23 protein-coding genes and 1 pseudogene are annotated in these 25404 nt (G+C 56.2%); 12 read left to right on the top strand and 12 right to left on the bottom strand.

Annotation, left to right across the window (positions count from 1 at the left end; genetic code table 11):
* Window positions 1-90 precede the first annotated feature (90 nt).
* Window positions 91-1323, bottom strand: coding sequence for an MFS transporter (locus tag HOP44_RS13140; protein ID WP_172254035.1), 1233 nt, complete (start codon window positions 1321-1323; stop codon window positions 91-93).
* 158 nt (window positions 1324-1481) lie between these two features.
* Entirely contained in the window at window positions 1482-2087 is a 606-nt protein-coding gene (locus tag HOP44_RS13135) for a TetR/AcrR family transcriptional regulator (protein WP_172254033.1), read from the bottom strand.
* 176 nt (window positions 2088-2263) lie between these two features.
* Here HOP44_RS13135 and HOP44_RS13130 point away from each other — a divergent pair, with 176 nt between their 5' ends.
* Complete coding sequence (locus HOP44_RS13130) at window positions 2264-3010, top strand: spermidine synthase (RefSeq protein WP_172254031.1); 747 nt, start codon at window positions 2264-2266, stop codon at window positions 3008-3010.
* A 257-nt stretch (window positions 3011-3267) separates the two neighbouring features.
* Here the strand turns inward: HOP44_RS13130 and HOP44_RS13125 are convergent, their stop codons facing one another.
* The 4 genes and pseudogenes from HOP44_RS13125 to sstT form a co-directional block, all read right to left on the bottom strand.
* Window positions 3268-5031 carry a TcaA NTF2-like domain-containing protein gene (locus HOP44_RS13125; RefSeq protein WP_246369779.1) on the bottom strand — a complete coding sequence of 588 codons (1764 nt, stop codon included), beginning with the start codon at window positions 5029-5031 and terminating at the stop codon, window positions 3268-3270.
* A gap of 105 nt (window positions 5032-5136) precedes the next feature.
* Window positions 5137-5202, bottom strand: a pseudogene (locus HOP44_RS23275) (zinc-ribbon domain-containing protein); the annotation flags it as partial.
* A 30-nt stretch (window positions 5203-5232) separates the two neighbouring features.
* Complete coding sequence (locus HOP44_RS13120) at window positions 5233-6078, bottom strand: hypothetical protein (RefSeq protein ID WP_172254027.1); 846 nt, start codon at window positions 6076-6078, stop codon at window positions 5233-5235.
* A gap of 220 nt (window positions 6079-6298) precedes the next feature.
* The gene (gene sstT, locus HOP44_RS13115) at window positions 6299-7528 is read right to left on the bottom strand and encodes a serine/threonine transporter SstT (RefSeq protein ID WP_172254025.1); all 1230 of its coding nucleotides are present in this window, start codon (window positions 7526-7528) and stop codon (window positions 6299-6301) included.
* 649 nt (window positions 7529-8177) lie between these two features.
* Here sstT and HOP44_RS13110 point away from each other — a divergent pair.
* Window positions 8178-8873 (top strand): hypothetical protein, encoded by a 696-nt coding sequence (locus HOP44_RS13110; protein ID WP_172254023.1) that lies wholly within the window; start codon window positions 8178-8180, stop codon window positions 8871-8873.
* 120 nt (window positions 8874-8993) lie between these two features.
* On the opposite strand, the gene HOP44_RS13105 is transcribed toward HOP44_RS13110, so the two are convergent.
* A complete protein-coding gene (locus HOP44_RS13105; RefSeq protein WP_172254021.1) occupies window positions 8994-9647 on the bottom strand; it encodes a TetR/AcrR family transcriptional regulator in 654 nt (217 codons plus the stop codon).
* A gap of 202 nt (window positions 9648-9849) precedes the next feature.
* Here HOP44_RS13105 and HOP44_RS13100 point away from each other — a divergent pair, with 202 nt between their 5' ends.
* The 5 genes from HOP44_RS13100 to rlmD all read left to right on the top strand — a co-directional run bounded on the left by HOP44_RS13100 (window position 9850) and on the right by rlmD (window position 14346).
* The gene (locus HOP44_RS13100; protein ID WP_172254019.1) at window positions 9850-10608 is read left to right on the top strand and encodes an SDR family oxidoreductase; all 759 of its coding nucleotides are present in this window, start codon (window positions 9850-9852) and stop codon (window positions 10606-10608) included.
* Window positions 10609-10816: 208 nt separating this feature from the next.
* Window positions 10817-11299 carry a DUF2975 domain-containing protein gene (locus HOP44_RS13095; RefSeq protein ID WP_172254017.1) on the top strand — a complete coding sequence of 161 codons (483 nt, stop codon included), beginning with the start codon at window positions 10817-10819 and terminating at the stop codon, window positions 11297-11299.
* A 10-nt stretch (window positions 11300-11309) separates the two neighbouring features.
* Window positions 11310-11543 carry a helix-turn-helix domain-containing protein gene (locus HOP44_RS13090; protein ID WP_172254015.1) on the top strand — a complete coding sequence of 78 codons (234 nt, stop codon included), beginning with the start codon at window positions 11310-11312 and terminating at the stop codon, window positions 11541-11543.
* 179 nt (window positions 11544-11722) lie between these two features.
* Window positions 11723-11998, top strand: a complete 276-nt coding sequence (locus HOP44_RS13085) for a DUF7660 family protein (RefSeq protein WP_172254013.1) — start codon at window positions 11723-11725, stop codon at window positions 11996-11998.
* A 914-nt stretch (window positions 11999-12912) separates the two neighbouring features.
* Window positions 12913-14346 (top strand): 23S rRNA (uracil(1939)-C(5))-methyltransferase RlmD, encoded by a 1434-nt coding sequence (rlmD, locus tag HOP44_RS13080; RefSeq protein WP_246369808.1) that lies wholly within the window; start codon window positions 12913-12915, stop codon window positions 14344-14346.
* A 210-nt stretch (window positions 14347-14556) separates the two neighbouring features.
* On the opposite strand, the gene HOP44_RS13075 is transcribed toward rlmD, so the two are convergent.
* The 4 genes from HOP44_RS13075 to HOP44_RS13060 form a co-directional block, all read right to left on the bottom strand.
* Entirely contained in the window at window positions 14557-15309 is a 753-nt protein-coding gene (locus HOP44_RS13075) for an iron ABC transporter ATP-binding protein (RefSeq protein WP_172254009.1), read from the bottom strand.
* Window positions 15306-16370, bottom strand: a complete 1065-nt coding sequence (locus HOP44_RS13070) for an iron chelate uptake ABC transporter family permease subunit (protein WP_172254007.1) — start codon at window positions 16368-16370, stop codon at window positions 15306-15308. The genes HOP44_RS13075 and HOP44_RS13070 overlap by 4 nt, the downstream gene beginning before the upstream one ends.
* Entirely contained in the window at window positions 16367-17290 is a 924-nt protein-coding gene (locus HOP44_RS13065) for an ABC transporter permease (RefSeq protein ID WP_343059883.1), read from the bottom strand. Before HOP44_RS13065 ends, HOP44_RS13070 begins: the two co-directional genes overlap by 4 nt.
* A 118-nt stretch (window positions 17291-17408) precedes the next feature.
* On the bottom strand, window positions 17409-18434 hold the full coding sequence (locus tag HOP44_RS13060) for a siderophore ABC transporter substrate-binding protein (RefSeq protein ID WP_172254003.1): 1026 nt from the start codon (window positions 18432-18434) through the stop codon (window positions 17409-17411).
* A gap of 295 nt (window positions 18435-18729) precedes the next feature.
* On the opposite strand from HOP44_RS13060, the gene HOP44_RS13055 reads away from it, so the two are divergent.
* The 5 genes from HOP44_RS13055 to HOP44_RS13035 all read left to right on the top strand — a co-directional run bounded on the left by HOP44_RS13055 (window position 18730) and on the right by HOP44_RS13035 (window position 24340).
* Window positions 18730-19692 carry a tRNA dihydrouridine synthase gene (locus tag HOP44_RS13055; protein WP_172254001.1) on the top strand — a complete coding sequence of 321 codons (963 nt, stop codon included), beginning with the start codon at window positions 18730-18732 and terminating at the stop codon, window positions 19690-19692.
* A gap of 164 nt (window positions 19693-19856) precedes the next feature.
* On the top strand, window positions 19857-21272 hold the full coding sequence (locus tag HOP44_RS13050) for an ATP-binding protein (RefSeq protein WP_172253999.1): 1416 nt from the start codon (window positions 19857-19859) through the stop codon (window positions 21270-21272).
* A gap of 147 nt (window positions 21273-21419) precedes the next feature.
* The gene (locus HOP44_RS13045; protein WP_172253997.1) at window positions 21420-21977 is read left to right on the top strand and encodes a PadR family transcriptional regulator; all 558 of its coding nucleotides are present in this window, start codon (window positions 21420-21422) and stop codon (window positions 21975-21977) included.
* The gene (locus tag HOP44_RS13040) at window positions 21970-22725 is read left to right on the top strand and encodes a CPBP family intramembrane glutamic endopeptidase (RefSeq protein ID WP_246369778.1); all 756 of its coding nucleotides are present in this window, start codon (window positions 21970-21972) and stop codon (window positions 22723-22725) included. Before HOP44_RS13045 ends, HOP44_RS13040 begins: the two co-directional genes overlap by 8 nt.
* Window positions 22726-22816: 91 nt before the next feature.
* Window positions 22817-24340, top strand: a complete 1524-nt coding sequence (locus HOP44_RS13035; protein ID WP_216667579.1) for a DEAD/DEAH box helicase — start codon at window positions 22817-22819, stop codon at window positions 24338-24340.
* A 182-nt stretch (window positions 24341-24522) separates the two neighbouring features.
* Here the strand turns inward: HOP44_RS13035 and HOP44_RS13030 are convergent, their stop codons facing one another.
* Window positions 24523-25404 carry an N-acetylmuramoyl-L-alanine amidase family protein gene (locus HOP44_RS13030; RefSeq protein WP_172253995.1) on the bottom strand — a complete coding sequence of 294 codons (882 nt, stop codon included), beginning with the start codon at window positions 25402-25404 and terminating at the stop codon, window positions 24523-24525.

The following is a 25404-nucleotide window of genomic DNA, read 5'->3' as shown; positions in this document are numbered from 1 at the left end:
AGCGGGGCAGCCCGCCGTAATTCGCGGCAGACCCTGCGCCGCAATCGGACCGGGTGCTGCCTGCGATCCGTCTTGACCGTCTGCTGGGTCTTACACATTCTCGACCGATTTGACTCCGGTCAACCGTTCGGCCCGTCTGCGGTCGCTTCGTCCGACGTACAGGACGAGCAGGAAGCAGAGGAAGAGCACGATCGCGGCGGATGCGTACGGATAATTGATATTCACATCGAACAGCGTACCGGCTACGATCGGCCCGGCGATATTGCCGAGACTGCTGTAGGAGGAATTCAATCCGGCGGCGAATCCCTGCTGATCGCCCGCACGGCGCGAGATTTGCGTGCCGATCGCCGGACGCAGAATATCGATTGCCAGGAATACGATAAAGGTCACCGTGACGATCAGCCAGTACTGATGAACGAACAAGGTCAGCAGCACGAACAGCGAAGCGGCGGCCAGACACAGCGAGATGACGAGCTGTTCGCCGAAACGGTTCAGCAGCCAGCCGAAAGCCGTGGCCTGGATAACTGCCCCGGCAATCGAACCGAACGTAATGATAATGGCGATGTCACGCGCGGTAAAGCCGAACTTCTGGTCGACGAACAGTCCGAATACGGTCTCGTAGTTGGCAAGTCCGAAAGCGCTGACGAATACGATGACAAGGCTCAGGAAATAAGGCGTCCGGTAGGAAGTCAGGAGCTGCTTGAGCATACTGTCGCGCGGACCGGCCGAAGAAGCGGCAATCTCGGCGCGGCGCTCCATGCTGAGCGACTCGGGAAGCACAAGCAGAGTGACCGCACCGGAGATCAGAGCGGCAATGCCGGCGGCGAAGAACGGGACGCGAATCCCGAATTCGACCAGAAATCCGCCGATGCCCGGGCCGATAATAAAGCCGGTCGTGATCGCGGCGTTGATGAAGCCCATACCTTTGGCGCGCTCTTCATCGGAGGTGATATCGGCCGTGTAAGCCATGACCGCGGGCATAATCAGGGCCGCGCCCACGCCGCCGAGAATACGCGAGACGAACAGCAGCCACGGCGCATTCGCCATGCCGAACAGGAATTCCGATATGGCGAAGATCAGCATACCGGCGATAATGACTTTTTTGCGGCCCAGTTTGTCGGACATGCGTCCGGCCATGGGCGAGCAGATCAGCTGCGAGACCGAGAAGGTGGCGACCAGCAGTCCCACGATACTTCCTCCGATATGGAGGGTGTTCATGTAGGTCGGCATGATCGGCACGACAAGCCCGATTCCGGTAAAAACGAGGAAAATATTGAACATGAGCAGCAGCAGGGCGGCCCGGTTGCGAAGCATTAAAGACATGAGAAAGGTTCCTCCGTATTCATTGTGTGGGTGAGGCAAGGATAATCAAGTCGGAAATTTGAAAGACTGAACGTTCGGTCTGTAAAAAAGCGGGCAACTGCGGACGGTGGATTCGATAGGCTCATGCGCTTTACTCCGACCTGTCGACCCGAGCCGCGCTACGTATGCGGAGCCTTGGCAAGACCGTTCAGCAGAACATCCACGGCGAGGCGGTACGTGCCCAGCGCTTCGTCGATGTTCGAATTCGAGCGCCGCGAGAGGCGGCTGAGCCCGATAACCAGTCCTTCGAGCACAAGCGCGAGCTTGGCAGAGTCGCCGGCTTTGAATTCGCCGCTGTCCATGCCGGACTGAATCAGATCCTGATTGAAGCGGAGATGGTCGGCCGTCATGACGGACAGCTTTTCCATAATGTCGCTCTCGATCTCGCCGCCAAAAAATTCGTCCGCCGCCTGGGTCAGCGGATGGTTGAGATCCTCGATCACGAGCAGCTCGGCGAAGCCGTGCATTTTCTCGGCGGCGCTCCCGTACAGATGCTGCTTGTCCCGCCATTTATCGAACCAGTCCCGATCCCACTCGTCGAGCAGGTACAGGAACAGACCTTCTTTGCTTTTGAAATGGTAATAGATATTGCCTTTGCTGCTTCCCGTCGCGGCGGTGATGTCTTCGATCGAAGTCGCCTTATACCCTTTTTGTACAAAAAGATGCCGGGCCGCTTCGGCGATGCGTTTGCGTGTCTGCTCGCTCTGAAGCTGTTTTTTATTCAAAATGACTAACCTCCGTTTACTGAACTTTCGTTCAGTATCTTATCATATCCGTTTCGGATTTGGCAATGGGCGAGACGTCTGCGCTTTTGCCGAACCGGAACTTTTTTTCTATAATGGACAGAATGGACGTACGGCCGTGCCGTGCAACAAGCGATTCAAACAGGAGGATGACGGAGATGAAGCTGCTGCACCGCGAACAGGACAGGGGAAGCGTCATTACGGTCCGCGAGACGGAAGAGTTATATGGAGAAAAAGGCCGCTTCCGCGTGCTGGAGTTCGCCAACGGAGACGCCCAGGGTGCGCTCGATCTGAACGACCCGGGGCGGATCGTGCTCGAATATCCGCGCGCGATCGTCCATCTGATGGCGCATAACGATCCTGCGTTCGGGCGGGCGTTCGTGATCGGACACGGGATCGGCACGATCTCGCGGCATTTTGCGGACAAGGCGATTCGCACGGCGGAGATCAGCGGGAAGATTGTCGAGCTGAGCCGTCTGTATTTTGGATATGAAGGACAAGCGGAAGTCGGCGACGGACGGAAGCTGCTGGAACGGGAACCGGACGGCCTGCTGGATTACGTGGTACTGGATGCCTTTACGGAAAAAGGCGTGCCGTGGCATTTGTTTACGCGGGGATGCTTCCAAACGGCGGCGGACAAACTGGATGAGCACGGCGCGATCCTGATCAACATGTTCGGCCGGGGGCGGCGCGATGTGCATACCGAAGCGGTCTGGGCGACGCTTGCGGACGTGTTTCCCCATATGAGGGGATTCGCGCTGCCGCAGGAAGATCCGCTCGATCCGATGAACCGGATTCTGGTCGGATCCAAACGGCCGATCGAAGCCAGAATGCGGCAGATGGCAGGCTTTGTCGAAGACGAGCCGGAGCGCGGGACGATACTGGATGACGATATGTTCGGCTGAAAGGAGGAGGAACCGTGACGAAGAAGCGGGAGAACCTTGTACGTGCCGGCAGGCAGGAAGGTTCGGTGTGGGAAGCCCTGCAGGCCGACACAGGCTGAAGGAAGCCGGAATAAGCGGCGCTGCGGGCGGAACCAACGAAAAAAGCGGGAAACCAAAAAGCCTTTACCCTCGGCAGGAGGGCAAAGGCTTTTGCCGGTTACGGCACGATATTGCGACCGACCGTGCGGCCGAGAGGGATTGCGGTGCCGAACTTCGGATTATTCGACTTCTTCGGTGCTGACCAGCTTGTGGGCTTTGAGCATACCGTCGATTACGCTCAGCGTGTAGACGGAATCGAAGCTTCTCGCCGTACCTTCCATATCTTTGTTGTAGATGATGTAAGATTCGCGAGTGTGCACGGTATAGGTTGAATCGCCGTTATCTTTGAATTCGTTTACGACGGCGCCTTCAAATGCTTCCGTAATCCCTTTCGACTCCAGATAAGGGATATAATCGGATGATTCTTTTGCGGCTGGCCCGTCTGGGTCCATATAAGGAGCGGCATAACTGAAATCTCGGTTATTGATGGCATCGACGGAAGAGGTTAGGTAATCGTTCATGAACGATTGGGCATCTTCCTGCGTAAACGCGGCAGATCCGGAAGCGGAGGCGTCTACAGGTGTGCTGCCGATCTCCGTGGAGCTGGGAGCGTCAGCTTTTTTGGCTGCGGCATACAAAGCGGAGCTTTCTTTTTTGAACTCGGCATTTTCCCGCTTGATATCTTGATCCGTTTCTTCAACATAAGCGGAGCTGTATCCGGTAATCCACCAGGATTTCTTGCCGCTTTGCGGAGCGATCTCAAGACGAATCGCATCGCTTCGCTCTTCGTCCAGATAGTCGCTATCCGCATACACATAACCCGCATCCACCGTCAAATAGTCTTGTTCAAAACGGATATTCGCCGGGTTGACAAAGACTCGGCCCAGCGCATAACGGCTGTCCGGATCGTTCTCCATTTCCCAGGTCAGATATTCGCCAAACCTTCCCTGCGGATCGTAACCGGTGAGCAGAGCCGGACTACCGGCATTTGTCGCTTTGACCCAACTTGTCATCGTCTTGAAGAACAGATCGGCCGCCTGCTCGGAAGCTGCCTGCTGCAGCATCGTGCCGACTTCATAATCCGTGTCTTGTGCGGCATCCACGGTCGCTTTACCGCTCAAGGCAACGCCGTAAGCATCGGTGGACGCCGTCAGTTCGATCTTCTGCGGAACCGGACGGAAGGTCGTATACTCGCCGGGTGTCCCGGTTACTTCTTTGCCGTTCAAAGTCACTTTCGTGTTTACAGAAGGAAAACGCAGCGTAAGGGCATTCGTCTTGGATACGTCGAATACGACATCGACCGGCTGTGGGTACTGATAGGCTTCTACCCGTCCGTCGTACTCTTGGCTGCCGTAAAGCCCGGTCAAAGCGCCACTGTAAGTGTAGGAAGACGGCCAGAGATTCTTAAGCATACCGTCTTCCGCTTTCAGTTCGCCGATCTTAATCGAACTTTTTGCCTCTTCGGCCGAATCGGAGCTTCGGGCGGCGATACTGACCGGAACGACATGCGCGCTCCAGCGGCTGCCTCTCCAGGAACGTTCTTCGGCAAACGTAATCCAATAAGGCGACAACTCGGCATCCGACGTTTCGAGTTCCTGTTTCAGACGGCTGCTAAACGAGTCGTCATCTCCGCTTTTTTTGGCGGTTTCTGCCAGCTGGATTGCATTCAAAATGCCTTCTTTGTAGTTTCTTCGCACGTCTTCATCTTCCAGCGAAGTCTTGAAGGTCTGTAGGCGGTCCGCGGCCAGAAGCGGAGAATTCGGATCGTCGAGATAAGCCGAGAACGCTGCCGTATCTTTTGCATCGAGAGCGACATTTAGCTTTTTGGCCAGCTCGTCGGGCGTGGACGGTCCATAGGTCATCCGCAGAATCAGATAGGCCGCGGCGAGCAGCAGTACGACTCCGCCGAGGCTGCCTGCAAGAATTTTGGTCTTTTTGGACATGGGGCGTTTCGGCTTCGCAGGCGGAGCCGGTTTTGGTTCAGCAGTGCTTCGCATAGCAGGCTGAACGATGGCTGGGGGCGGCGAAGCCGACTCCCATTCGAGCGTCGTTCCGCATTTTTCACAAAACTTCCATCCCGGCTCGGCCTTGGTTCCACATGTTGGACAATACATCAATCGATCATTCCTTTCGGTAAGGTGACATTACAGGAAATCGCCGAGAGTTGATCCCAGCATATTCTCGATTCCCGCCTGTACCTGAAGGTTGAAGGTGATGGCGATCGCGGCGAGCATAAGCAGTGTAAACAGAGCAACGAACGGAAGAATCCGCTCGGCTGAGACTCGGAACAGCTGTGCGGAAGCGAACATCGTAAGTGCCAGAGCGGACAGCATGACGACCGCCAGAAGAAGAAGACCCAAACGCATCGAGACGAACATCATCAGTGCACAGGCGATAAAGCCCGCACCTGCTGCAAGTTGGACCGAGCCCAGTTTGGTCAAACTTTCTTTGCCGGAAACTTTATGGGTGCCCAACCAGCTGCCGAGTAGGATGGCTCCACCTATCAATGCAGCCAGCGAGACCAGTCCGACTACAAACAGCGGGCTTATAATATTGAACTGCTCACCGGCTTCGCTGTAAGCGTCTCTCCACTCGGAGGGTGATCCTCCGCCCATCAGTTCGAACATGGTATGGACCAGATTGCGTTTGAACGACCAGGCCCACAGCATGAAGCCGATCAGTGAAGCGGCGAGTCCCATCAGACCGTAGCGCAGATCCGATTCTCCGTGCATGTGCAGAGCGGACATGGGGTTTTTTAGCAGACCGAGCAGGGTTCCTTTTTCAAACTTGGACAGTTCGCCTTTGACCAGAGTGCCGTAGTCTTTTGTGCCGGCATCACCGGGTGCGTAAGGCTGCTGCTGACCTGTCTGTGGCTGCTGTGAATCATAGAGTGGAGCAGACGTCGGCGGAGGCGGGGAAGAAGCTGGCGGCTGGCAGATGTGCGTTTCGCCTTCTTGGATTGGACTGCCGCATTTCGTGCAAAATGACATGAATTTTACCCTCCAAATGTTAGAGTACATAGACGGATGAATTTGCCTTTTTATATGTATTAAGGCACAATTTTTATACTATCATGTTGCTTGCTTGTAGACTAGTGCTTTATACACGTTAACCTGCCAAAAGTACGGGGCGAACGTCCCGAAAACGGGGCAAACACACATAAGGCTTCGGGAGGAAAACTCCCGAAGCCTTATGTGCTGGAAATTCGGCTCAGAATTTGCCGGTTGAAATTTTGCTGTCCTTGCGCTTGCGCGCCCGGTCGGCCGATGCGGTAAAGAGCACGTCCGAAGAAGAGTTCAGAGCTGTTTCGCAAGAGTCCTGCAGCACGCCGATAATAAAGCCGACGCCGACGACCTGAATCGCGATTTCGTTCGGGATGCCGAACAAACTGCAGGCCAGCGGGATCAGCAGCAGAGATCCGCCGGGAACGCCGGATGCGCCTGCGGCGGCCACCGCGGACAGAACGCTGAGCAGCAGCGCAGTGCCGAAATCGACCGGAATTCCGAGCGTATGCACCGCGGCAAGCGTGAGCACGGAGATCGTGATCGCCGCGCCCGCCATATTGACCGTAGCGCCGAGCGGAATCGAAACGGAATAGGTTTCTTTGTCCAGGCCCAGCTTCTCGGCCAGTTTCATATTGACCGGAATATTGGCGGCGGAGCTGCGGGTGAAGAAGGCCGTAATTCCGCTCTCTCTCAGGCAGCGGAGTACGAGGGGATACGGGTTGCTCCGGATCGTCGCATAGACGATCAGCGGATTGACGACCAGCGCGATGAAGAACATGCAGCCGATCAGCACGGCGAGCAGCCGGCCGTAATCGAGCAGGGATTCCAGGCCGTTCTCGGTGATCGAAGAGAACACCAGTCCCAAGATGCCGATCGGAGCCAGGTTGATAATCCATCCGACAATACGGACCAGGGCGTCGGAGAGACTTTCGATGACGTCTTTGACCTCTTCCCGCGAATGGCGCAGCGCCGCGCCGAGCAGTACCGCCCAGGCGAGAATCCCGATATAGTTCGCATTAATCAGGGCGTTGACCGGATTGTCGACGAGGTTGAGCAGCAGGGTCTGCAGCACTTCCGTGATCCCCTGGGGCGGGGTGAGGGCTTCGGAAGGTTTGACAAGCGACAAGCTGACCGGAAACAGGAAGCTGATGGCGACGGCCGTCAGTCCGGCCAGGAAAGTGCCTGCCATATACAAGACGATGATCGATTTCATATTGGTCCGCTGGCCCTGACGGTGCCTGGAGACGGCGGCCGTGACCAGGAGCAGAACCAAAATCGGAGCGATGCCTTTGAGTGCCCCGACGAACAGGGAGCCGAGCAGAGCAATCCATTTGGCGCCCGGGAACACCAGAGCGAGCAGGATGCCGACCGCCAGGCCGATCAGGATACGTTTTACCAGACTGATTCGATTCCATGTTGAGTACAAGCTGCGCATAAGTTCCCTCCGCTATCGAATAATGCCATGCCCCGTCTTTTTTCGGTTCGTTCCGAAAGAGAGCGAGTTATAGATTTTATAGTTTAACACGGAAAAGCGGTGGTGTCTGTATGCGAAAACGTTTCGACTGAAAAAAAGAGGGTCTGCCGCCTGCGATCAGTTCTTGAAAACGAAAAATCGCCCTTGTTCAAACGCGGCCAAGCCTGCGGAATGCGGGGATTAAAAGAAGAGATCAAAAGAAGAGATCAAAAGAAGAGGGCTGCGCTTCGCGGACTCCTTTTTTTTGCACACAGCTGTGAGGCCATAAAAAAGGAGTCCATTGTTCAGAAAATGTTCATTAGGGGGTGATACAGTGAAAGTGCTGTACCCGGTGGAGGAACGGCACGTTTCTCCGACGGTCCCCTCAAGGCAGACTTTTCCCCGCGATCCATCCTTTCGTTACAGCCGAAGGCATTCGCGTCTCCTTCTCCGCGCGGATGTCTTTTTGCTGTGCGGATTCGAAGATTCTTCCCGGATCGGCGATCTTTTTCCGGAAGCTTGCTTGCCAAGATGCGCAGATACGGGTAATGAGGAGTAGAGCCGCAGCCGCATAAGCGGGAACCGGCTGAGCCGACCCTTCCCCCCATTCCCAGAGAAAGGTGTGACCGCCATGACCCGCGTTTCCCGAGTGCTGCTGCTCGTCGTCTGGCTGGCCTTCATCGTGTACGCGCTGTTTTTTGCGCCCGGAGCGGACGGTGGGGAAGATCCGTGGCTCCGTTCCCTACTCAGACTGCAGTCCGATGAACCTTCGCTGCTGGCCGTGTTTACCCTGCTCGGTCTGTTTCCGCTGACGTTTGCCTGCATGCTGCTGCGCCACGATGACCGCAAGGTACCGGCCTGGCCGTTCGTACTGCTGTCTTTCGCATTGGGCGTGTTCGCACTGCTGCCTTATTATATTCTGACTTCGGCGACGCATGCCGGTTCGCACGATCTGCGTCTGCCCGAGAAGCTGCGCCGCACGGCCGAATCGTCGGTCACGCACGCCGTTCTCTTCGTGCTGACGCTGTCCGTCATGGTCTGGGGACTTGCCTTGGGCGACCTGGGCGTATATGCGGAAGCGTTCCGTACGTCGCATTTCGTTCATGTCATGACGATCGATTTCGGTCTGCTGACCCTGCTGTCCGTCTATGCGATCTATACGGGATCGCGCCGGCGTTCGCTGCCTCAGGCGATGGCGCTGCTCGGCTTGATCCCGATTCTCGGTCTGCTCATTTACGTCTGGATGACGCGCATGGATGAGAGCGTATCGCCGTATGTGCCGTCCGAGACCCGCATGAAGAACCGACGCCGCGCCAAGAGCGGATAAACGCAGCCGCTCCCGGGGCCGTAACGGCATCGATCGGATCCGAATCCGCCCTGCTTACGCCGGAACTTTTCCGGTGAAGCGGGGTTTTTGGCATGTCCGGATTCCATACACGCCTGCCGTTTACGCATCCGTTTCGCTTCGGCTGGCGCCGCCGGTGCGGTATACGACGTCCGTCGGCAGACTGCGGATATACTCCAGCAGCTGCCCGGCCATATACTCCGGCGTATAGGCGTAGCCGCCTTTGATCCACTCCAGAATCATGCCCCAGATCGCGTAGGCCTGATAACCGGCGTACAGTTCGCGGTCGATCCGGGGATTGTGGCCTTGGGCTTCCAGATCGTGCAGGCTCAGCTCTTTGATGACGCCGCAGATCCGGTCCGCCAGGCCGGGCAGCGCCTGCGATTCGACGATCAGCCTGTAAAAAGCGGCGTGGCGGTGCACATGTTCGAAAATTTTGATGCCCGGTGCGGTCAGTTCTTTCAAGGCAAAAGAATCGGATCGCAGATAGGGTTCCCGGAACGAGGCGATCAGGTCGACCATGGCGTCTTCGACCGTTTCGGCCAGCAGCTGTTCTTTGTCCCGGTAATGGTTGTAGAAGGTCCCGCGATTGAGGTCGGCGCCGCTTACCAGATCGGTAATCGAGATTTCCTTGAAGTCGCGTTCGTGCATCAGGGCGATCAGCGTTTCTTTGAGCGCCTGCTTGGACTTGCGAACCCGGCGGTCGGTCTGCGAGAGAGGCCCGCTGCCCGCGGAATCCGTGAACCGATTTTTCATCTTCGTGCCTCCTTGATTGTACGTACGCAATCGTGCCCGCCTTCTAATGAACATTTGCCTGCTGGCCTGTCCATTAATGTACAAAAGCGCTTTCTTTTACCGATTGTAGGTGCTGTCTATGATTGATTATACTAAATTTGCCGACATTTAATGAACATTTGTTGACGAACGATACTCAAATAAGGAAACGGGAGGCCAAACGATGAAACTTCAGGGCAAAACGGCAATCGTAACGGGCGCGGCATCGGGCATGGGACGCAGCATCGCGATCCTGTATGCGGCGGAAGGCGCCAAAGTGGCGGTATCGGACATCAATCTCGAAGCGGCGGAGACGGTTGCGCAGGAGATCAAGGATGCGGGCGGCGAGGCGTTTGCGATCAAAACGAACGTCACTTCCGAAGACGATATCCGGCAGCTGATCGACCATACGGTAGAAAAATACGGCACGCTCGATATCCTGGTCAACAACGCGGGCATCATGGACGGCTTCACGCCGGCGGGCGATCTGACCGACGAGCTGTGGGAGCGCGTCTTCGCGATCAATACGACCGGTCCGATGCGGGCGATCCGCAAAGCGCTGCCGATCTTCCTCGAAAAAGGCCAGGGCGTCATCGTCAACGTCGCTTCGGCGGGCGGATTGAACGGCTCGCGCGCGGGAGCGGCGTACACGGCGTCCAAGCACGCGGTGGTCGGCCTGACCAAAAACGTCGGCTTCCAATACGCGGTCAAAGGCATCCGCTGCAACGCGATCGCTCCGGGCGGCGTGGCGACCAATATCTCCGCGACCATGGGCCAGCCGAACGAATTCGGGATGGAGCGCGCCATGATCGGCATGGGCATCAACCCGCGGATCGGCGAAGCGGACGAGATCGCCAAAGTGGCGCTGTTCCTCGGCTCCGACGATTCGAGCTTCGTCAACGGCGTCACGCTGACGGCGGACGCGGGCTGGACGGCTTACTGAGTTTACGTTCGCCTACACTTTCCTTAAAAGCAGACTGCAAGCTAAACTTCTCTTTGATCCGGGCAGGAGCTCCGTACAGTTCTCCCTGCCAATCAAAGAGATTTTTTGTTTCAAAACAATATTATTCGATAATTATTTATTGCAAAACGATAAATAAAACGATAAACTCAAAGCAAATCCAATCCAATTGACAAGTGAGGGAAAGGTTATGCAGCGAGGAATCACACTTTTTCTGAAGGCGGCCGTCATCCTGATCGGACTGCCGATTCTGGCCATTTATATTTTCGTGGTGCCGGAGATCGGGAATTTTGCGGCGGAATTGTATCCGGAGAGTCCTTCGATCCGAATCTGGGTCTGGACCGACCTGTACGCAGCGTCCATTCCTTTCTACTGGGCGCTGGTCGAGTCGTTCCGGCTGCTGGTCCATATCGAGCGCAGGCGAGCGTTCTCGGATCTGGCCGTGCAGGCGCTCAAAAAGATCAAGTACTGCGGAATGGGCGTCGGCGGGCTGTTTACGCTGGGCATGCCGCTCTTCTATCTGATGGCGGAACGCGACGATGCGCCGGGAATCATCGTGATCGGGATGGTGATCGTATTCGCGTCGCTCGTCATTACCGTGTTTGCGGCGGTGCTCCAGAAGCTGCTTCAGGAAGCGATCGCGATCCAGCTTGAAAATGAATTGACGGTCTGAGGTGAAACCTATGGCGATTATTATCAATATCGATGTCATGCTGGCCAAGCGCAAGATGAGCGTCACCGAACTGTCGGAACGGATCGGCATTACGATGGCCAATCTGTCGATTCTCAAGAACGGCAAAGCCAAAGCGGTCCGGCTGTCGACGCTCGAAGCGATCTGCAAAGCGCTCGACTGCCAGCCCGGCGATGTGCTCGAATACCGGGCGGACATGGACGAAGAAAACGAAGAAGCGAAGTAACGACCGGGGCGGCTGCCCCGCAGGGCTTCGGCGCCCGGGCTTTTCCTGAAGGCAGACAAGTCCCTTTTCGCCAGATGGCGGAGGGGCTTTTTTTGCGGAATCCTTTTTTTACCTGCAATCCGTACATCTGTCAGCCGATAAGTGAAGTAGGACAAGCTCAAGCATCAGGAGGGTTAGAGATGAATATTCACGAGGAATTGGCGGCCGTCACGGGACGGGAAGGCTTTATCGAATTCGTACGCCGGCTGACCGGGGATCTGGAACGGAATTCCGAAGATTGGGCGAACCTCACACTGAAAGACTATCTGGCGGGGATCGCTTCCTGGGTCGAGGACGGTGCTCACGGGCAGGAGGAGACGGAGATCGGGGAGCCGGGATCGTCCGCAGCGCGCCGGTCGGAAGCGGAATGGGAGCGGTTGGCGTTTCTGCTATTTGCGGCGGGACGTTACGAGTAGGCACAACGGCGGCCGGGTCCGTGAGCGGTACGGGCAGCCGTTAACCGAGTAGAGCGCTTGGGGAATCTTTTTCGCAGGAGCACATACGCAAACGAACCGGACTTTCTCGGAAGGCGGGCAGCTTGGAGTTTGCGCATGTGCGGCGGAAACAGGTTCTTTTTTTGCGGTAAAATGGTATAGTGAACACGGAAACGATGCGGACGGACGTTGGACAAGCGATGCGAGCAGTATCCAATTTTAATATAGATGGAGAGTTAATGATAATGAGCGAAAAAAAAGAAAAATCGACGGCGCCAAGCCGTAAGGAACGCAGGATTCTAACGGCCAAAGAAGAGAAGAAAAACAGCGGCTCCGGCAAGAAGAAGAAACCGGCAGCCAAACGCAGCGCCAAACCGGAAAGCGCCAAAAGCGGCTCCGCTTCCGCGGGCAGCCGTCCGGCGCAGGGCGAGCGTACGGAATTGTCCGGCGCGCAGCGCCGATTGGCCGGGGGAGCGGGAAGCGACCGCGGCGCACGCGGCGGTTCGGCAGGCGGAAGCCGTTCTGCGGGGCCGCGCCCGGCCAAGCCGGCGGAATCGGGCCAGCGCCTTACGCCAAGCGAGCGCTACGAGAAGCGTCAAAGCGAACGGACCGCAGGCGCGCCGGTGACCGGCAGCACATCCGGCAAACCGTACGCGGGCGACAAAGGCAGAGGTCCGACATCGGGCCAACCGTATGCGGGCGGCAAAGTGAAAGAAGCCCGCAGCGCGGCGCAGCGCGGCGAGAAACCGTCGACGGCAGCGGGCACCCGTCCGGAAGCGAGCGGGTTCCGGGGTTCGGCCGGCGCGAGAGTCCAGGGCCTGCCCAAACCGGCGCAGCCGCACAGCGCGGCCGCCGTGCCGGGCAAGAAACCGTACGCAGGCGGGGCATCCAAACCGATGTCCGCTGCGTCGGATGCCGAGCAGGTGAAGTTGGGCGACGTCATCGTCGTCACGATCAAGCGGATCGGGATCAACGGCGAAGGCGTCGGCTACTTCCGCCGCAAAGCCGTGTTTATCGACGGCGCGATTACGAACGAAGTGGTCAAAGCGGAAGTGCTGGAGACGCACGAGAAATTCCTCAAGGCCAAGCTTGTCGAAGTGGAAAAGCAATCGCCTGACCGGGTAGAGCCGCCTTGTCCCGTATTCGGGATCTGCGGAGGCTGCCAGATCCAGCATATTTCGTATCCGGGCCAACTGCGCGCCAAGCTTGAAATCGTGCGCGAAGCGTTCAGCCGTTATGCCAATCTGAACGATCTCAAGATCAAGCCGACGCTTGGCATGGACCGTCCGTGGGACTATCGGAACAAGGCGCAGCTGCAGGTGGAGCGCCGCGACGTGAAGGGCTCCAAGAGCGAAATCGTCGCCGGTCTCTATGAGATCGGCAGCCACGAGATCGTCGATATCAGCGGCTGTCCGATCCAGCATCCGCAGGTCAACCGCGCGATCGACCGCGTCAAGGCCGTGCTCGGCGAGCTGAATACGCCGCTGTCCAAAGGCGACAGCCGCGGCGGGCGCAGCGATATCAAAGACAGCGGCACGCGCAAAGGCGTCCGCACCATCGTGGTGCGCAGCGGCTTCCAGTCCGGCGAGATCCAGGTCACGCTCGTCACCGAGACGGCGGATCTGCCGCGTCAGGACGAACTGATCGAGCGTTTGCGCCTCGAACTGCCGGAAATGAGCGGTTTGTCGATCAACGTGAATCCGCTCAAGACGCCGCTGGTCTTCGGCGAGCGCATGATCCATCTGTGGGGCAGCGAAGCGATGAACGAATCGCTCGGCGATCTGAACTTCACGCTGTCGCCGCGCGCGTTCTTCCAGCTCAACCCGGAGCAGACGGTCAAGCTGTACGAGACCGTCCGCGCCGCGGCCGCGCTCACCGGCAAGGAAACGGTCGTCGATGCCTACTGCGGCACCGGTACGATCGGTCTGTGGCTGGCGCCTTACGCCGCCGAAGTCCGCGGCATCGAAGTGCTTCCGGAAGCCGTCGCCGACGCGGCGCGCAACGCCGAGCAGAACGGCCGGGATAACGCGACCTTCTTCGAAGGCGAAGCCGAAGACCTGCTGCCGCGCTGGGCCAAAGACGGCCTGCGTCCGGACGTGATCGTCGCCGATCCTCCGCGGGCCGGCCTGGACCGCAAGTTCCTGGAGACGATTCTGCGCGCGAAGCCGAAGAAATTCGTCTACGTGTCGTGCAACCCGTCCACGCTTGCCAAAGACTGCAAAGTGCTGCTCGACGGCGGCTACGAGATCCAATCGGTACAGCCGGTGGATATGTTCCCGCAGACGAGTCAGGTGGAATGCGTGACGGTGCTGGTTCGAAGCGAAGCTTAAGGAGACTCGATCCTCTGTGCGCAGGCACCGAGGATCCGGAAGTATAAGCCAAAAAAGGAGCGTCCGCTAATGGACGCTCCTTTTTTGTTCATCTTCAATCTTTTGAGGGATTCTGATTCCGGCTAAAGCCTTTCGAAGAAAGGCACATCGGAAGCATCGGCTAACGAATTTCTCCCGCAGTCGCCATTCTTCCAGAACGAACAGATCTCCTCAATACACCGCAATCGGCCCATAAGGCCCCTGAATAATCTCGATCTTCGTCTCGAAAATATCCGTCAGAATCTCCGGCTGCATAATCTCCGCTACCGTTCCGTAAGCCGCGATCTGCCCGTTTTTCATCGCACAGATCCGATCCGAATATTTGGCCGCGAAGTTGATATCGTGCAGTACGGTCAGGATCGTCCGGCCAAACTCGGCGGCGGCGTATTTCAGATGCTCCATCATCTGGACGGAACGCGCGACGTCCAGATTGTTGAGCGGCTCGTCGAGCAGCACGTATTCGGTCTCCTGGCAGAGCACCATCGCGACATAGGCCCGCTGCCGCTGGCCGCCGGACAGCTCGTCCAGATACCGGTGTTCCAGCGCCGTCAGATCCAGAAAGTCGATATACTTGGAGACGATTTCTTCGTCCTGCTGCGTCAATCGGCCTTTGGAATACGGAAATCGTCCGAATCCGGCCAGCTGCCTAACCGTAAGCCGCGTCACGAAATGGTTCTCCTGCCGCAGAATGGTCAAGATTTTCGCCAGGTCCCGCGATTTGGAGGTGGCGATATCCAGATTGGCCACGCTGATCTGGCCTTCGTCCAGATCGAGCAGCCGGCCGATCATCAGCAGCGCCGTCGACTTTCCCGCGCCGTTCGGCCCGATCAGCGACGTCAGTCCCGCTTTGGGAATTTGGATATTCAGAGGGCCGATCTGCACGTCGGACGTATATGATTTTTTGACATTTTCTATCCGGATCATAGACTACCCCTTCTCAAGATCACGCTTAAAAACAGGATGCCGCCGAACAGCTCGATGATGATAGAGACGACCCCCTGCGCGTGGAACACGTGATTCATAATAAAGTATGCGCCCGTAATGATCACAAACGCGATCGCAAACGCCATCGGGAACACATAGCGGTGATCGTACGTCCGCGCGGCCTGGTAAGTCAGCGTGGCGACCAGGAATCCGTAGAACGTGAGCGGTCCGACCAGAGCCGTCGAGACCGCCATCAGAATCGAAACGAGGACAAGCGTATAGATGACGCCCGCTTTGTGCCGGCTTCCGAGAGAAGTCGATACTTCCCTGCCCAGCGACAGCAGATTCAGGCGTCTGGCGTGGGCCAGCAGCAGAGCAGCCGTGACGACGACAATCGGAATCGCAAGCGGGAAATAAGCGGCATCCGCGTTATTGACCGAAGCGAACAGCCGGGTCTGCAGCAGATCGAATTCGGATGGGGCCAGTACCCGCCGCATGAATGCGGAAACGGAGCCCAGACCGGTACCCAGAATGATTCCGACCAGCAGCAGAATCTGCAGGTTCCCGTACTTGCCGGACAGCAGCCAGCCGTACAGGATCAGACACATCACGACCATGGCGGCTACCTGATAGAGAAAAGAATCCACCCCGCTAAAATTCACGAAAGCCGCAGCGCCGAAGAAAAAAAGCGTGCCGGTATGGATCGCGGAGTAGAGAGCTTCAAAACCGAGCAGCGACGGCGTAATGATCCGGTTGTTCGTAATACTCTGAAAAGAAACGGTCGCAAGGCTCTGGCAGACGGCCGCGATCAGCATAGCGACGATTGCGACCGTTCTTCTGCGCACAACCGGCACAAAAGAAGGCGAGGTCACGGGAACCGGATTGTTATAGACCAGCAGCCCGTAAGCGGCAAGAAGGCCCAACAGCAGCAGCGTGACGAGCAGGATCCAATACTGCTTCGCTTCTTTGGGCGTACGAAAAGCTCCGGCCGCTCTTCGCCTGCGGGGCAGGGCGGCATCGGTTCCGACGAGAGGCGGATTGCTTGGTATGAGTTCGCTCATCGCGGGGTTTGGGGGGACCTCCTTTGCTTCAATAAGATCAAGATAAATACGACCGAACCCACCGTTCCTAGAATCAGGGAGACCGGAATTTCGAAAGGCATAATCAGCACCCGCGACAGGATATCGCAGGCCATGATCGTTCCCATCCCCAGCAGGCACACCCAGGGCAGGTTGCTCCGCAGGTCGTCGCCTCTGAACATGGACACGATATTGGGCACGATCAATCCCAGAAAAGGCAGATTGCCGATCACCGCCGCAACGATGCCGACCGCAAGCGAGATCAGGGCCGTACCAACGAAGATGATGCGGTTATAATTCATACCCAGACTGGTGGCTACATCCTGGCCCAATCCGGCGAGCGTCAAACGGTCGGCGCATATAAAAACCAGCACCGTGACCAGCACGATCAGCCATAGATACTCGTACCGTCCCATTTGAACATTCGAAAAAGAACCGATATACCAGCTCTCGATATTCTGGGTCATCTGGAACAGAAGTCCGATAAACGTAGAGACGGCGGAGATTACCGCTCCGAGCATCATGCCGATAATCGGCACGATCAACGAAGACCGCAGCCGGACTCTTCGCAGCAGCAGGAAGAACAGCATCGTCCCGATAAAAGAAAACAGGATCGCGCCCGTCATCCGCAGCAGCAGGCTTGGCGCCGGGAACAGCAGATACACAAACAAAAGGCCCAGGCCCGACCATTCGATCGTTCCCGTCGTCGTCGGCTCAACCAGGCGGTTCTGCGTCACCAGCTGCATGACGAGTCCGGCCATGGCCATCGCGGCGCCGGTCAGCATCAAGGAGGCCGTTCTCGGAACCCGGGTAGTGAAAAACATCTCCCGGCCGTCGGCTTGTCCCTGTATATCGTAAACGCCGGTAAACAGAGAAATCGCGCCCAAAGCGAGTACCGCGATCAGGGCAGCGACAAAAGGCCAAGTCCATAATTTGTTGGAAAGATGCCGGGTTTGAAAAGATTCAAACCCGGCCGTTTGGGGCGCTGCATTTTTTGCCACGAAGCCGTGCTCCTTTTGGTTACTTGGCTAAAGCTGCCGAAAGGTTGTCGAACAGCTCGATATAAGTCTGGATCGACTCGTTGACGTACGTGTCGTTCGGCGCGTATACGATATGTTTTGCCGTGATGGCTTTGGTGTTTTTGAGGGCAGGAGCTTGATCGATGACATCCTGGGCCGGAACGGCATCGGTTTCGCTGGAGATCGCGGCATCGCGGTCCAGTACGAAGATCCAGTCCGGATTGCTCTGCGCGATCGCTTCGACGGAAATGTCGTCCCCTTCGTGGTCGGAAGACGCGGCATCGACTTCCAGCGCCGGAACCCAACCGAACATTTCGTACATCGGTCCCCACACCCGTCCGGAATGCGGCGCCGAGAATCCGATTTCTCCGGCAGAGACGACAACGCTCATCACCGTGTCTTTTCCGTTGTAAGCCGTTTTGGCTTTTTCGATCGATTCGTCGAACGCGGCATTCAGCTGATCGGCTTCTGCCGTTTTGCCGAAAATTTTGCCCAGGCTGGCCGTCGAATCTTTGAGTCCGTTCACGAGGTTCGTTCCCGGCGATTCCGAAGCATCGGAGACGTCGAAGCTGAAGTCGACAACGGTCGCATCGGGCACCAGCTTTTTGATATCTTCGTAGTAGTCGGCGAATCTCTGACCCACAATGACCACATCCGGGTTCAGCGACGCCAGCAGTTCAAGATTGGGTTCCCGGTGATTTCCGATATTCTGCACGGCTTCGTCTTTGACATAAGACGAGTCGGCCGGCATGACGTCCTTGGGTACGGCGGCCAGTTTGACGCCCCAGTCGGACAGCGTTTCGAACGTGCGGTTATCCAGGGCAACGACCGTTTTCGGATTTACCGGAACCTGGACTTTTCCGTGGATATCCGTAATCTCGACAGTGGACGGAGTCTCGGCAGCCGGCGTTTCGGCAGCAGCCTTGGGCTGGGCGGCGGGGGTACTGGAGTTCGAGCAGGCGGTCAGCGACAGCATAAGGGCGGTGATCAGAACGGACATCAATTTCAATACGGCGGATTTTTTCATCATAAACCTCCAAAGGATAGGGTGTAAGAACGGCGGATCTCGATCAAATCGGGATCCTATGTATAGGCACGGATAAGCACAATCGGGACCGAAATGAATAACCCCCTCTATCGTGAAACAAAATGAAACAAATTACATATGATAACGATTATCATTATCACGATAGAATTTATTATAGCAAAATCTTTCCGCGAATCAACCGATCGGCGCCTATTATTTTTAAAAGGGGTGTATATTTTTTGCGGAATTGATATGATCGTTGAGTCAACGATCATACGATAGAGAGGTTTTTCACATGACATCGAATTTTTGGCAGAACCTGCCTCGTCCCTTTTTTATTCTGGCTCCGATGGAAGATGTTACGGACGTCGTATTCCGCCATGTGGTGAGTGCGGCGGCGAAGCCTGACGTTTTCTTTACGGAGTTTGCCAATACGGAAAGCTATTGTCATCCGGCAGGGCGCCACAGCGTGCGCGGCCGCTTGGCCTTTACGGAAGACGAGCAGCCGATCGTCGCCCATATCTGGGGAGACAAACCCGAATATTTCCGCCAGATGAGTATCGGCATGGCGGAAGACGGCTTCAAAGGCATCGACCTCAATATGGGCTGCCCCGTGCCGAATGTGGCGGAGAACGGCAAAGGCAGCGGCTTGATCTGCCGCCCGGAGCTGGCCGCGGAGATTATTCAGGCTGCCAAGGCCGGCGGTCTGCCGGTCAGCGTCAAGACGCGGCTCGGTTTCAGCTCGCTAGGCGAGTGGCGGGACTGGCTGACCCATATTCTGAAGCAGGATATCGCCAACTTGTCTATTCATCTGCGGACCCGCGACGAAATGAGCAAAGTCGACGCGCACTGGGAGCTGATCCCGGAGATCAAGCAGCTGCGCGACGAGATCGCGCCGCAGACCTTATTGACGATCAACGGCGATATCCCGGACCGGCAAAAAGGACTGGAGCTTGCGGAGAAATACGGAGTCGACGGCATCATGATCGGGCGCGGGATTTTTCATAATCCGTTCGCTTTTGAACCGATCGCGAGAAAGCACGAACCTCATGAACTGCTCGATCTGCTGAGACTGCATCTGGACCTGCACGACCACTATTCCGCAGAGCTGGAACCCCGGCCGTTCAAAGCGCTGCCGCGCTTTTTCAAGATTTATATCAAAGGCTTCCGCGGAGCGAACGAGCTGCGCACGAAGCTGATGGAAGCCAAGTCGACGGAGGAAGTAAGGGCGGGTTTGGCGGAGTTTGAGAGCCGATAAAGATATTCCGTTTCTTTTGTCCGACGATCCATAATTACCAAAAAAATGGTCTATGCGTTTGAATTTACATGGTATACTTGAGCCTAAGTAAACGGTAAATTTTAGGCGCTTTTTTCGTTCATGCACCAAAATACTTCACGAAGTGCAAGAGGAGGCGTATCCAAGTGATCGAATTCGACAGTCCGTTACGATCTTTGACACACTCGATCAGCGGCAGCCATATCCTGTATTTGTATGAAGATGTAGAGCATTATATTGACAGTGCCGCGGCTTATGCGATGACCTGCTTGAATCAAGGGCATCAAATCCTGATCATAGATAACGAGTACTGCATAAAGGCGATCGAACGCAAACTTGCGGAGTCGTGGATCGACGAAAAACTCGAGTATGTCCATTTTGTCGATAACTTTGATTTTTACCAGCTTCACGGCGAATTTCAAAGCTGTTTGACGCGCCGGCACTTTGAAGCGATTATGCAGCCTTTTCTGGATGACCGTCTGTCGATCCGGACCTGGGCTCATGTTCAATGGAAGCCGCAGCCGCATATTCAGGCCAAGCTGGAAGAGTTCGAAGTGATGGCCGATTGCAGCGTCAAAGAGCAGAATCTGATCTCGGTCTGTGCCTATGATGCCACCGAAATCTCCGCTTCCCTGCAAATGTCTTTGATGCGCTCGCACGAATATCTGATGACGGACCGGGAATTTATTGTCTCGGGGCTGTACCTGAATTCAAGCTCCGAACGGATCATTCATCCTTCCCTGGCTCTTCAGGAAAAGCTGCTGCTCGAACAAAAACAGCTGTTGATCGGCAAAGAAGCCGCCGAACGCGCCAACCAAGCCAAGAATGAGTTTATTGCTACAATGAATCACGAAATACGGACGCCCATGAACGGAGTGTTGGGCATGGCCGATCTGCTGGCCGAGACGGAGCTTGATGAGGATCAAGCGGTTTACGTCGAAGTTATTCGCCACAGCGGGGCGTCTCTGCTGCAAATCGTAAACGATATTCTGGATTTCTCGAAGATCGAATCGGGTCGTCAAGTGATGCTGGAAGAACCTTTACGAATCCGCGAATGTATAGCCGAAGTGGTCGATCTGCTTCAGGTTCCAAGGCTGGACAAGAATCTGGAAATCGACGTCGCAGTCGCGGAAGAGGTGCCCGAAATGCTGATGGGCGATTCGAATCTGATCCGGCAGATCCTGCTGAACCTGCTCGGAAACGGGATCAAATTTACGGAGCGGGGGCGTATCGGAGTGTTCGTCTCCGTAGTCCCGGGCAGCGAAGAGGAGAACCGGAAACGGCTTCAATTCCGAATCTCGGATTCGGGCATCGGTATCCACAAGGCCCATTGGCGAAAAGTGTTTCAGCCTTTCTATCAGGTGGATAAAGGTCTCAGCCGCCGGGCACAGGGAACAGGGTTGGGGCTTGCGATTTCCAAGAAACTGGTAGAACGGATGAATGGACAGATCGGGATCGAATCTTCGGCAGAAGCGGGCACGACGATCGTCTTCACGGTGGAACTGGACGAAACCTTTTCCCGCCTTCCGCACGAAGAACATCCGGGAGAGGCTATGCCGTAAAGCGTTACCCTTCTATAACGAATAGGACTTTCCAGGCAGTCCGAGGACCTTCAAGCGAAGGTCCTTTTTTTGTGTTGCGATTTTCGATGAGCTGATTTATGATGGATGTAATATATATCTCAAAGATACATTAAATGAGGAGGCCCTATGAAAAGAACCTCTACCACCCAATTCGCCATACTCGGCCTGCTTCGGATCAAGCCTATGAGCGCTTACGAACTCGTGAAATTTTCCAAGGAAAGTATCGGTTTGTTCTGGAACGAATCCTACGGACACATCCACAAAAGCATCAAGCAGTTGGAGGCGGAAGGTTCCGTGTCGATTGTCGAAGAGTCCGAGACGGGCAGGCGCAGGATCGTGTACGGCGTGACGCCGCGGGGATGCGGGCAGTTGGATGCCTGGTTGACCCAAACTCCGGAAGAGTCCGTAATGCGAAACGAGCTGTTGATGAAAATGTTCGTCTCGCAGGAGCGGCAGATTCCCCGGTTGACCGCTTTTCTCGAAGCGGAGTTGGAAGAAAGCGAGCGGTCCATTGCGATTCTTGCGGCGATCAAAGCAGGGGTTCCAAGCGGGCAGGGCAAATCATCGCAGCTCTGGCTGCTGACGCTCGATTACGGCGAACGGTATATGCGGATGACGATGGAATGGTGCCGGCATGCTTTGGAAGTCTTACAGTCTACGGAGAAGGAGGACGAACATGGATAAGAGGCTGAATTCGGGCGGCGAAGAAAGGTTGGATTCCAAACGGGTGGGCACGATTCCGATTCTGCTGATTACGCTTGTCGCGATTGCGTGTGCGCCGCTGCTGCTGTGGCTCAGAAGCGCTGCGCCGCTTGCCGTGGATCTGTTCCGAAACGAACGGTACAATCTGGAGGTTGGTTATCAAATCACGGTGCTGGCGCTGGCTGCGCTCATGATCGGGCTTGTATACGCGCTGACAGGGAGGGAAGGACTTGCCTACTTGAACCTGAACAGGCGGGACGGGGCGATCCGGCCCGAACCGTGGATCGGCATCAAACCGAAAGAAAACGAGTCGTGGAGACATCTGGGACTGAACTTTGCTGTCGTCATTACGCTGGTCACCGCCATCGTGATCTACTTCCAGGTCGTGCACGGAAAAAGCGTCAGTCTGGAGCTGTTTCCCGGCCTGCTTCTGATTCCCGCGTTTGCACTGGCGAACGCGTTCTCGGAAGAGATTCTGTTCCGGTTCACGTTCGTCGCCGTTGTGGGCAGATACCGCTTTTCTCCCTACTTGGCGCAGGGATTGGGAGCCGCCGTCTTCGGCACCGTGCATTACTTCGGCAATCCGGGCGGAATCGTAGGCGTGCTGATGGCGGCCTTTATCGGATGGTTTCTGGCCAAATCGATGCTGGAGACGCGGGGGTTCTTCTGGGCGCTGTTGATTCACTTTTTGCAGGATGTCGTGATATTCAGCGCTTTATTTGCGGGATAGCAAAACGCCAGTCCTCATTTTCCCCGATCTGTGGTACGCTTATCGGATATCCGCAACAGCACCAGGCGAGACCGAAGGAGTTAAATCAAACATGAACGAGAACCAACCGAACAACGAAACCGTAAACGGAACCCATACAGAGAACGAACAAACGGCTCCGGTCGAAGCTGCCCAAGTCCCTTTTTCCACTTACGGGCTCAGCGAAGAAATTCTCCGCTCGCTCGACACGCTCGGCTACCCGTCCGCGACGCCCGTGCAGCAGCAGGTGATCCCGCAGGCGCTGGCAGGCAAAGACGTAACCGTCAAATCCCAGACCGGCAGCGGCAAGACCGCGGCTTACGGGATTCCTTTGTGCGAGCTGCTCGACTGGGAAGAGAGCCGTCCGCAGGCGCTGATCCTGACGCCGACGCGGGAGCTGGCCGACCAGGTCAAGGAAGACGTCATGAATATCGGCCGTTTCAAACGGATCAAGGCGGCCGCGATCTACGGCAAGCAGCCGTTCGACCGGCAGAAGCGCGAACTGATGCAGCGCAATCACGTCATCGTCGGCACGCCGGGACGGGTGATGGACCACATCGAGAAAGATACGATCGATCTGGAACGCATTCAATACCTGGTGATCGACGAAGCCGACGAGATGCTGAGCATGGGCTTTATCGAGCAGTTGGAGAAGATCATCAAGCAGCTCCCTACGGAGCGCGTAACCATGCTGTTCTCCGCAACGCTGCCGAAAGACGTCGAGAGTCTGTGCCACCGCTATATGCGCAGCCCGGTCGATATCGAGATCGGTTCGGCCACGGACAAGCGGCAGACGCAGATCCAGCATAAGCTGTACCGGGTCGGCGAGAAATCCAAAGCGGCGCTGCTGCAAAAAGTGACGGTCGTCGAAAATCCGGACAGCTGCATGATCTTCTGCCGCACCAAAGACAATGTGGACGCGGTAGCGATCCAGTTGGAGCGTCTCGGCTATCCGGTCAACAAGATCCACGGCGGCATGGAGCAGGACGACCGCAACCGCGTGATGAACGAGTTCCGCGCCGGGCAGTTCCGCTATCTGGTGGCGACCGACGTCGCGGCGCGCGGCATCGACATCGACCGGATCACGCATGTCATCAACTACGATCTGCCGATGGAAAAAGAAAGCTACGTCCACCGCACCGGCCGTACGGGACGCGCGGGCCAGAGCGGCACGGCGATCACTTTCGCGACGCCGTTCGAAGACAAATTCCTCGGTTCGATCGAGCGCTATATCGGATTCGAGCTGCCTCTCGCCGAAGAGCCTTCCGCTTACGCGGTGTCCGAAGCGCAGGCGGCGTTCGACCGCAAGCTGCGCGACCGGCCGACAGCGAAGAAAAGCCGGGGCGAAGAGCTGAACGCGGACATCATGAAGCTGTATTTCAACGGCGGCAAAAAGAAAAAACTGCGTCCGGTCGACTTCGTCGGCACCATCGCCCGGATCGAAGGCATCACGGCCGAAGATATCGGGATCATCAGCGTCCAGGAGACGGTGACCTACGTCGATATCCTGAACGGCAAAGGCGCGAAAGTGCTCAAAGCGATGCAGGAGACGACGGTCAAAGGGAAACTGCTGAAAGTGCAGAAGGCAAGAACGTAAAGAAGAACACTGGGGGAGCATTTACAGTGCTCCTTTTGTTTCGAGATTAAGCTGCGTTTTCGCGTTTTTCTTACCTGCCATTAAAAAAGGCACCCCCATTCTCTTCAGAACAGATTGTCTGAAGGGAATGCAAGGGTGCCTTTTTGACGAAGCGACAAAAGAAAGAGACTTACTCCGGGGAGTTACGAACCTGGCGGCAATGTTTTGGCTGCATAGTAAGCATCCAGGCCCTTTTTAATACCGGTCGCTATTTTTTGCTGATAATCGTCTTGACTCAGCTTCAGATCTTCATCGTGGTTGCTCATGAATCCCATTTCGACAAGAACCGAAGGGATGCTCAGCCAATTAAATCCCGTCAAGTCGTCGCGCGGAACGAGACCGTTCGGCTTTACGCCCGTTTCCTTAACGATGGCGGACTCCAGAAAACGGGCGGCCGTCAGACTTTCATCCGAAATATCGTGCGTATACGGGCTGTCTCCCGATGGATACAGCAGCGATAAGCCGTGAATCGCCGGATTTCCGCTGCCGTCGGCATGCAGGCGAACCATCAAATCCGCTCCCGAGCTGCTGCAGAATCCTGCTCTTTCTTTATTCGACATATCCACTTTGTTTGTTTCCCGAACCATGATAACCTCGTAGTCTTCTTGAAGAACTTTTTTTAACTTCAAGGCAACTTCCAGGTTCAATTCATATTCCGGCTTTCCTGTTGCAGTGCCTCGGGTTCCGCTGGATACCTTCGCTTTCATCACGGAACTTCCGGGAGCGATCGGTTCTTTATCCGGATTCCCTGAGCCCTGGTGGCCGGCCTCCACGCAGAGAAGCGGGCGCTCGGCAGGGAGATCGCCCGAAATCCCTGTCGCGTTCTCGGGCTTTTCCGGGGAAAGGGGCTTAGGTTTTGCTTTTGATTCGACTGCAGCCGGGAAAGTTTGTTCCTGCTCAACCGAATCTTGGACAGCCGGCGCTTTCAGATCGGCTGACTGACGTACCGGAGCCGCACAGCCTGATATCGTCAAGGTCAGACTCAGCAGACAGAGGAAGGGAATAGATCTAAATTTTCTCAACAT

Source organism: Saccharibacillus deserti (genome assembly GCF_013618475.1).
Classification (GTDB): Bacteria; Bacillota; Bacilli; order Paenibacillales; family Paenibacillaceae; genus Saccharibacillus; species Saccharibacillus deserti.
This window is presented reverse-complemented; position numbering and strand designations above follow the sequence as displayed.

Coding starts and splice junctions, on each gene's coding strand:
- HOP44_RS13140 (WP_172254035.1), bottom strand. CDS start 1,323: ATGTCTTTAATGCTTCGCAACCGGGCCGCCCTGCTGCTGCTCATGTTC.
- HOP44_RS13130 (WP_172254031.1), top strand. CDS start 2,264: ATGAAGCTGCTGCACCGCGAACAGGACAGGGGAAGCGTCATTACGGTC.
- HOP44_RS13125 (WP_246369779.1), bottom strand. CDS start 5,031: ATGTCCAAAAAGACCAAAATTCTTGCAGGCAGCCTCGGCGGAGTCGTA.
- HOP44_RS13120 (WP_172254027.1), bottom strand. CDS start 6,078: ATGTCATTTTGCACGAAATGCGGCAGTCCAATCCAAGAAGGCGAAACG.
- sstT (WP_172254025.1), bottom strand. CDS start 7,528: ATGCGCAGCTTGTACTCAACATGGAATCGAATCAGTCTGGTAAAACGT.
- HOP44_RS13110 (WP_172254023.1), top strand. CDS start 8,178: ATGACCCGCGTTTCCCGAGTGCTGCTGCTCGTCGTCTGGCTGGCCTTC.
- HOP44_RS13105 (WP_172254021.1), bottom strand. CDS start 9,647: ATGAAAAATCGGTTCACGGATTCCGCGGGCAGCGGGCCTCTCTCGCAG.
- HOP44_RS13100 (WP_172254019.1), top strand. CDS start 9,850: ATGAAACTTCAGGGCAAAACGGCAATCGTAACGGGCGCGGCATCGGGC.
- HOP44_RS13095 (WP_172254017.1), top strand. CDS start 10,817: ATGCAGCGAGGAATCACACTTTTTCTGAAGGCGGCCGTCATCCTGATC.
- HOP44_RS13090 (WP_172254015.1), top strand. CDS start 11,310: ATGGCGATTATTATCAATATCGATGTCATGCTGGCCAAGCGCAAGATG.
- HOP44_RS13085 (WP_172254013.1), top strand. CDS start 11,723: ATGAATATTCACGAGGAATTGGCGGCCGTCACGGGACGGGAAGGCTTT.
- rlmD (WP_246369808.1), top strand. CDS start 12,913: ATGTCCGCTGCGTCGGATGCCGAGCAGGTGAAGTTGGGCGACGTCATC.
- HOP44_RS13075 (WP_172254009.1), bottom strand. CDS start 15,309: ATGATCCGGATAGAAAATGTCAAAAAATCATATACGTCCGACGTGCAG.
- HOP44_RS13070 (WP_172254007.1), bottom strand. CDS start 16,370: ATGAGCGAACTCATACCAAGCAATCCGCCTCTCGTCGGAACCGATGCC.
- HOP44_RS13060 (WP_172254003.1), bottom strand. CDS start 18,434: ATGAAAAAATCCGCCGTATTGAAATTGATGTCCGTTCTGATCACCGCC.
- HOP44_RS13055 (WP_172254001.1), top strand. CDS start 18,730: ATGACATCGAATTTTTGGCAGAACCTGCCTCGTCCCTTTTTTATTCTG.
- HOP44_RS13045 (WP_172253997.1), top strand. CDS start 21,420: ATGAAAAGAACCTCTACCACCCAATTCGCCATACTCGGCCTGCTTCGG.
- HOP44_RS13040 (WP_246369778.1), top strand. CDS start 21,970: ATGGATAAGAGGCTGAATTCGGGCGGCGAAGAAAGGTTGGATTCCAAA.
- HOP44_RS13035 (WP_216667579.1), top strand. CDS start 22,817: ATGAACGAGAACCAACCGAACAACGAAACCGTAAACGGAACCCATACA.
- HOP44_RS13030 (WP_172253995.1), bottom strand. CDS start 25,404: ATGTTGAGAAAATTTAGATCTATTCCCTTCCTCTGTCTGCTGAGTCTG.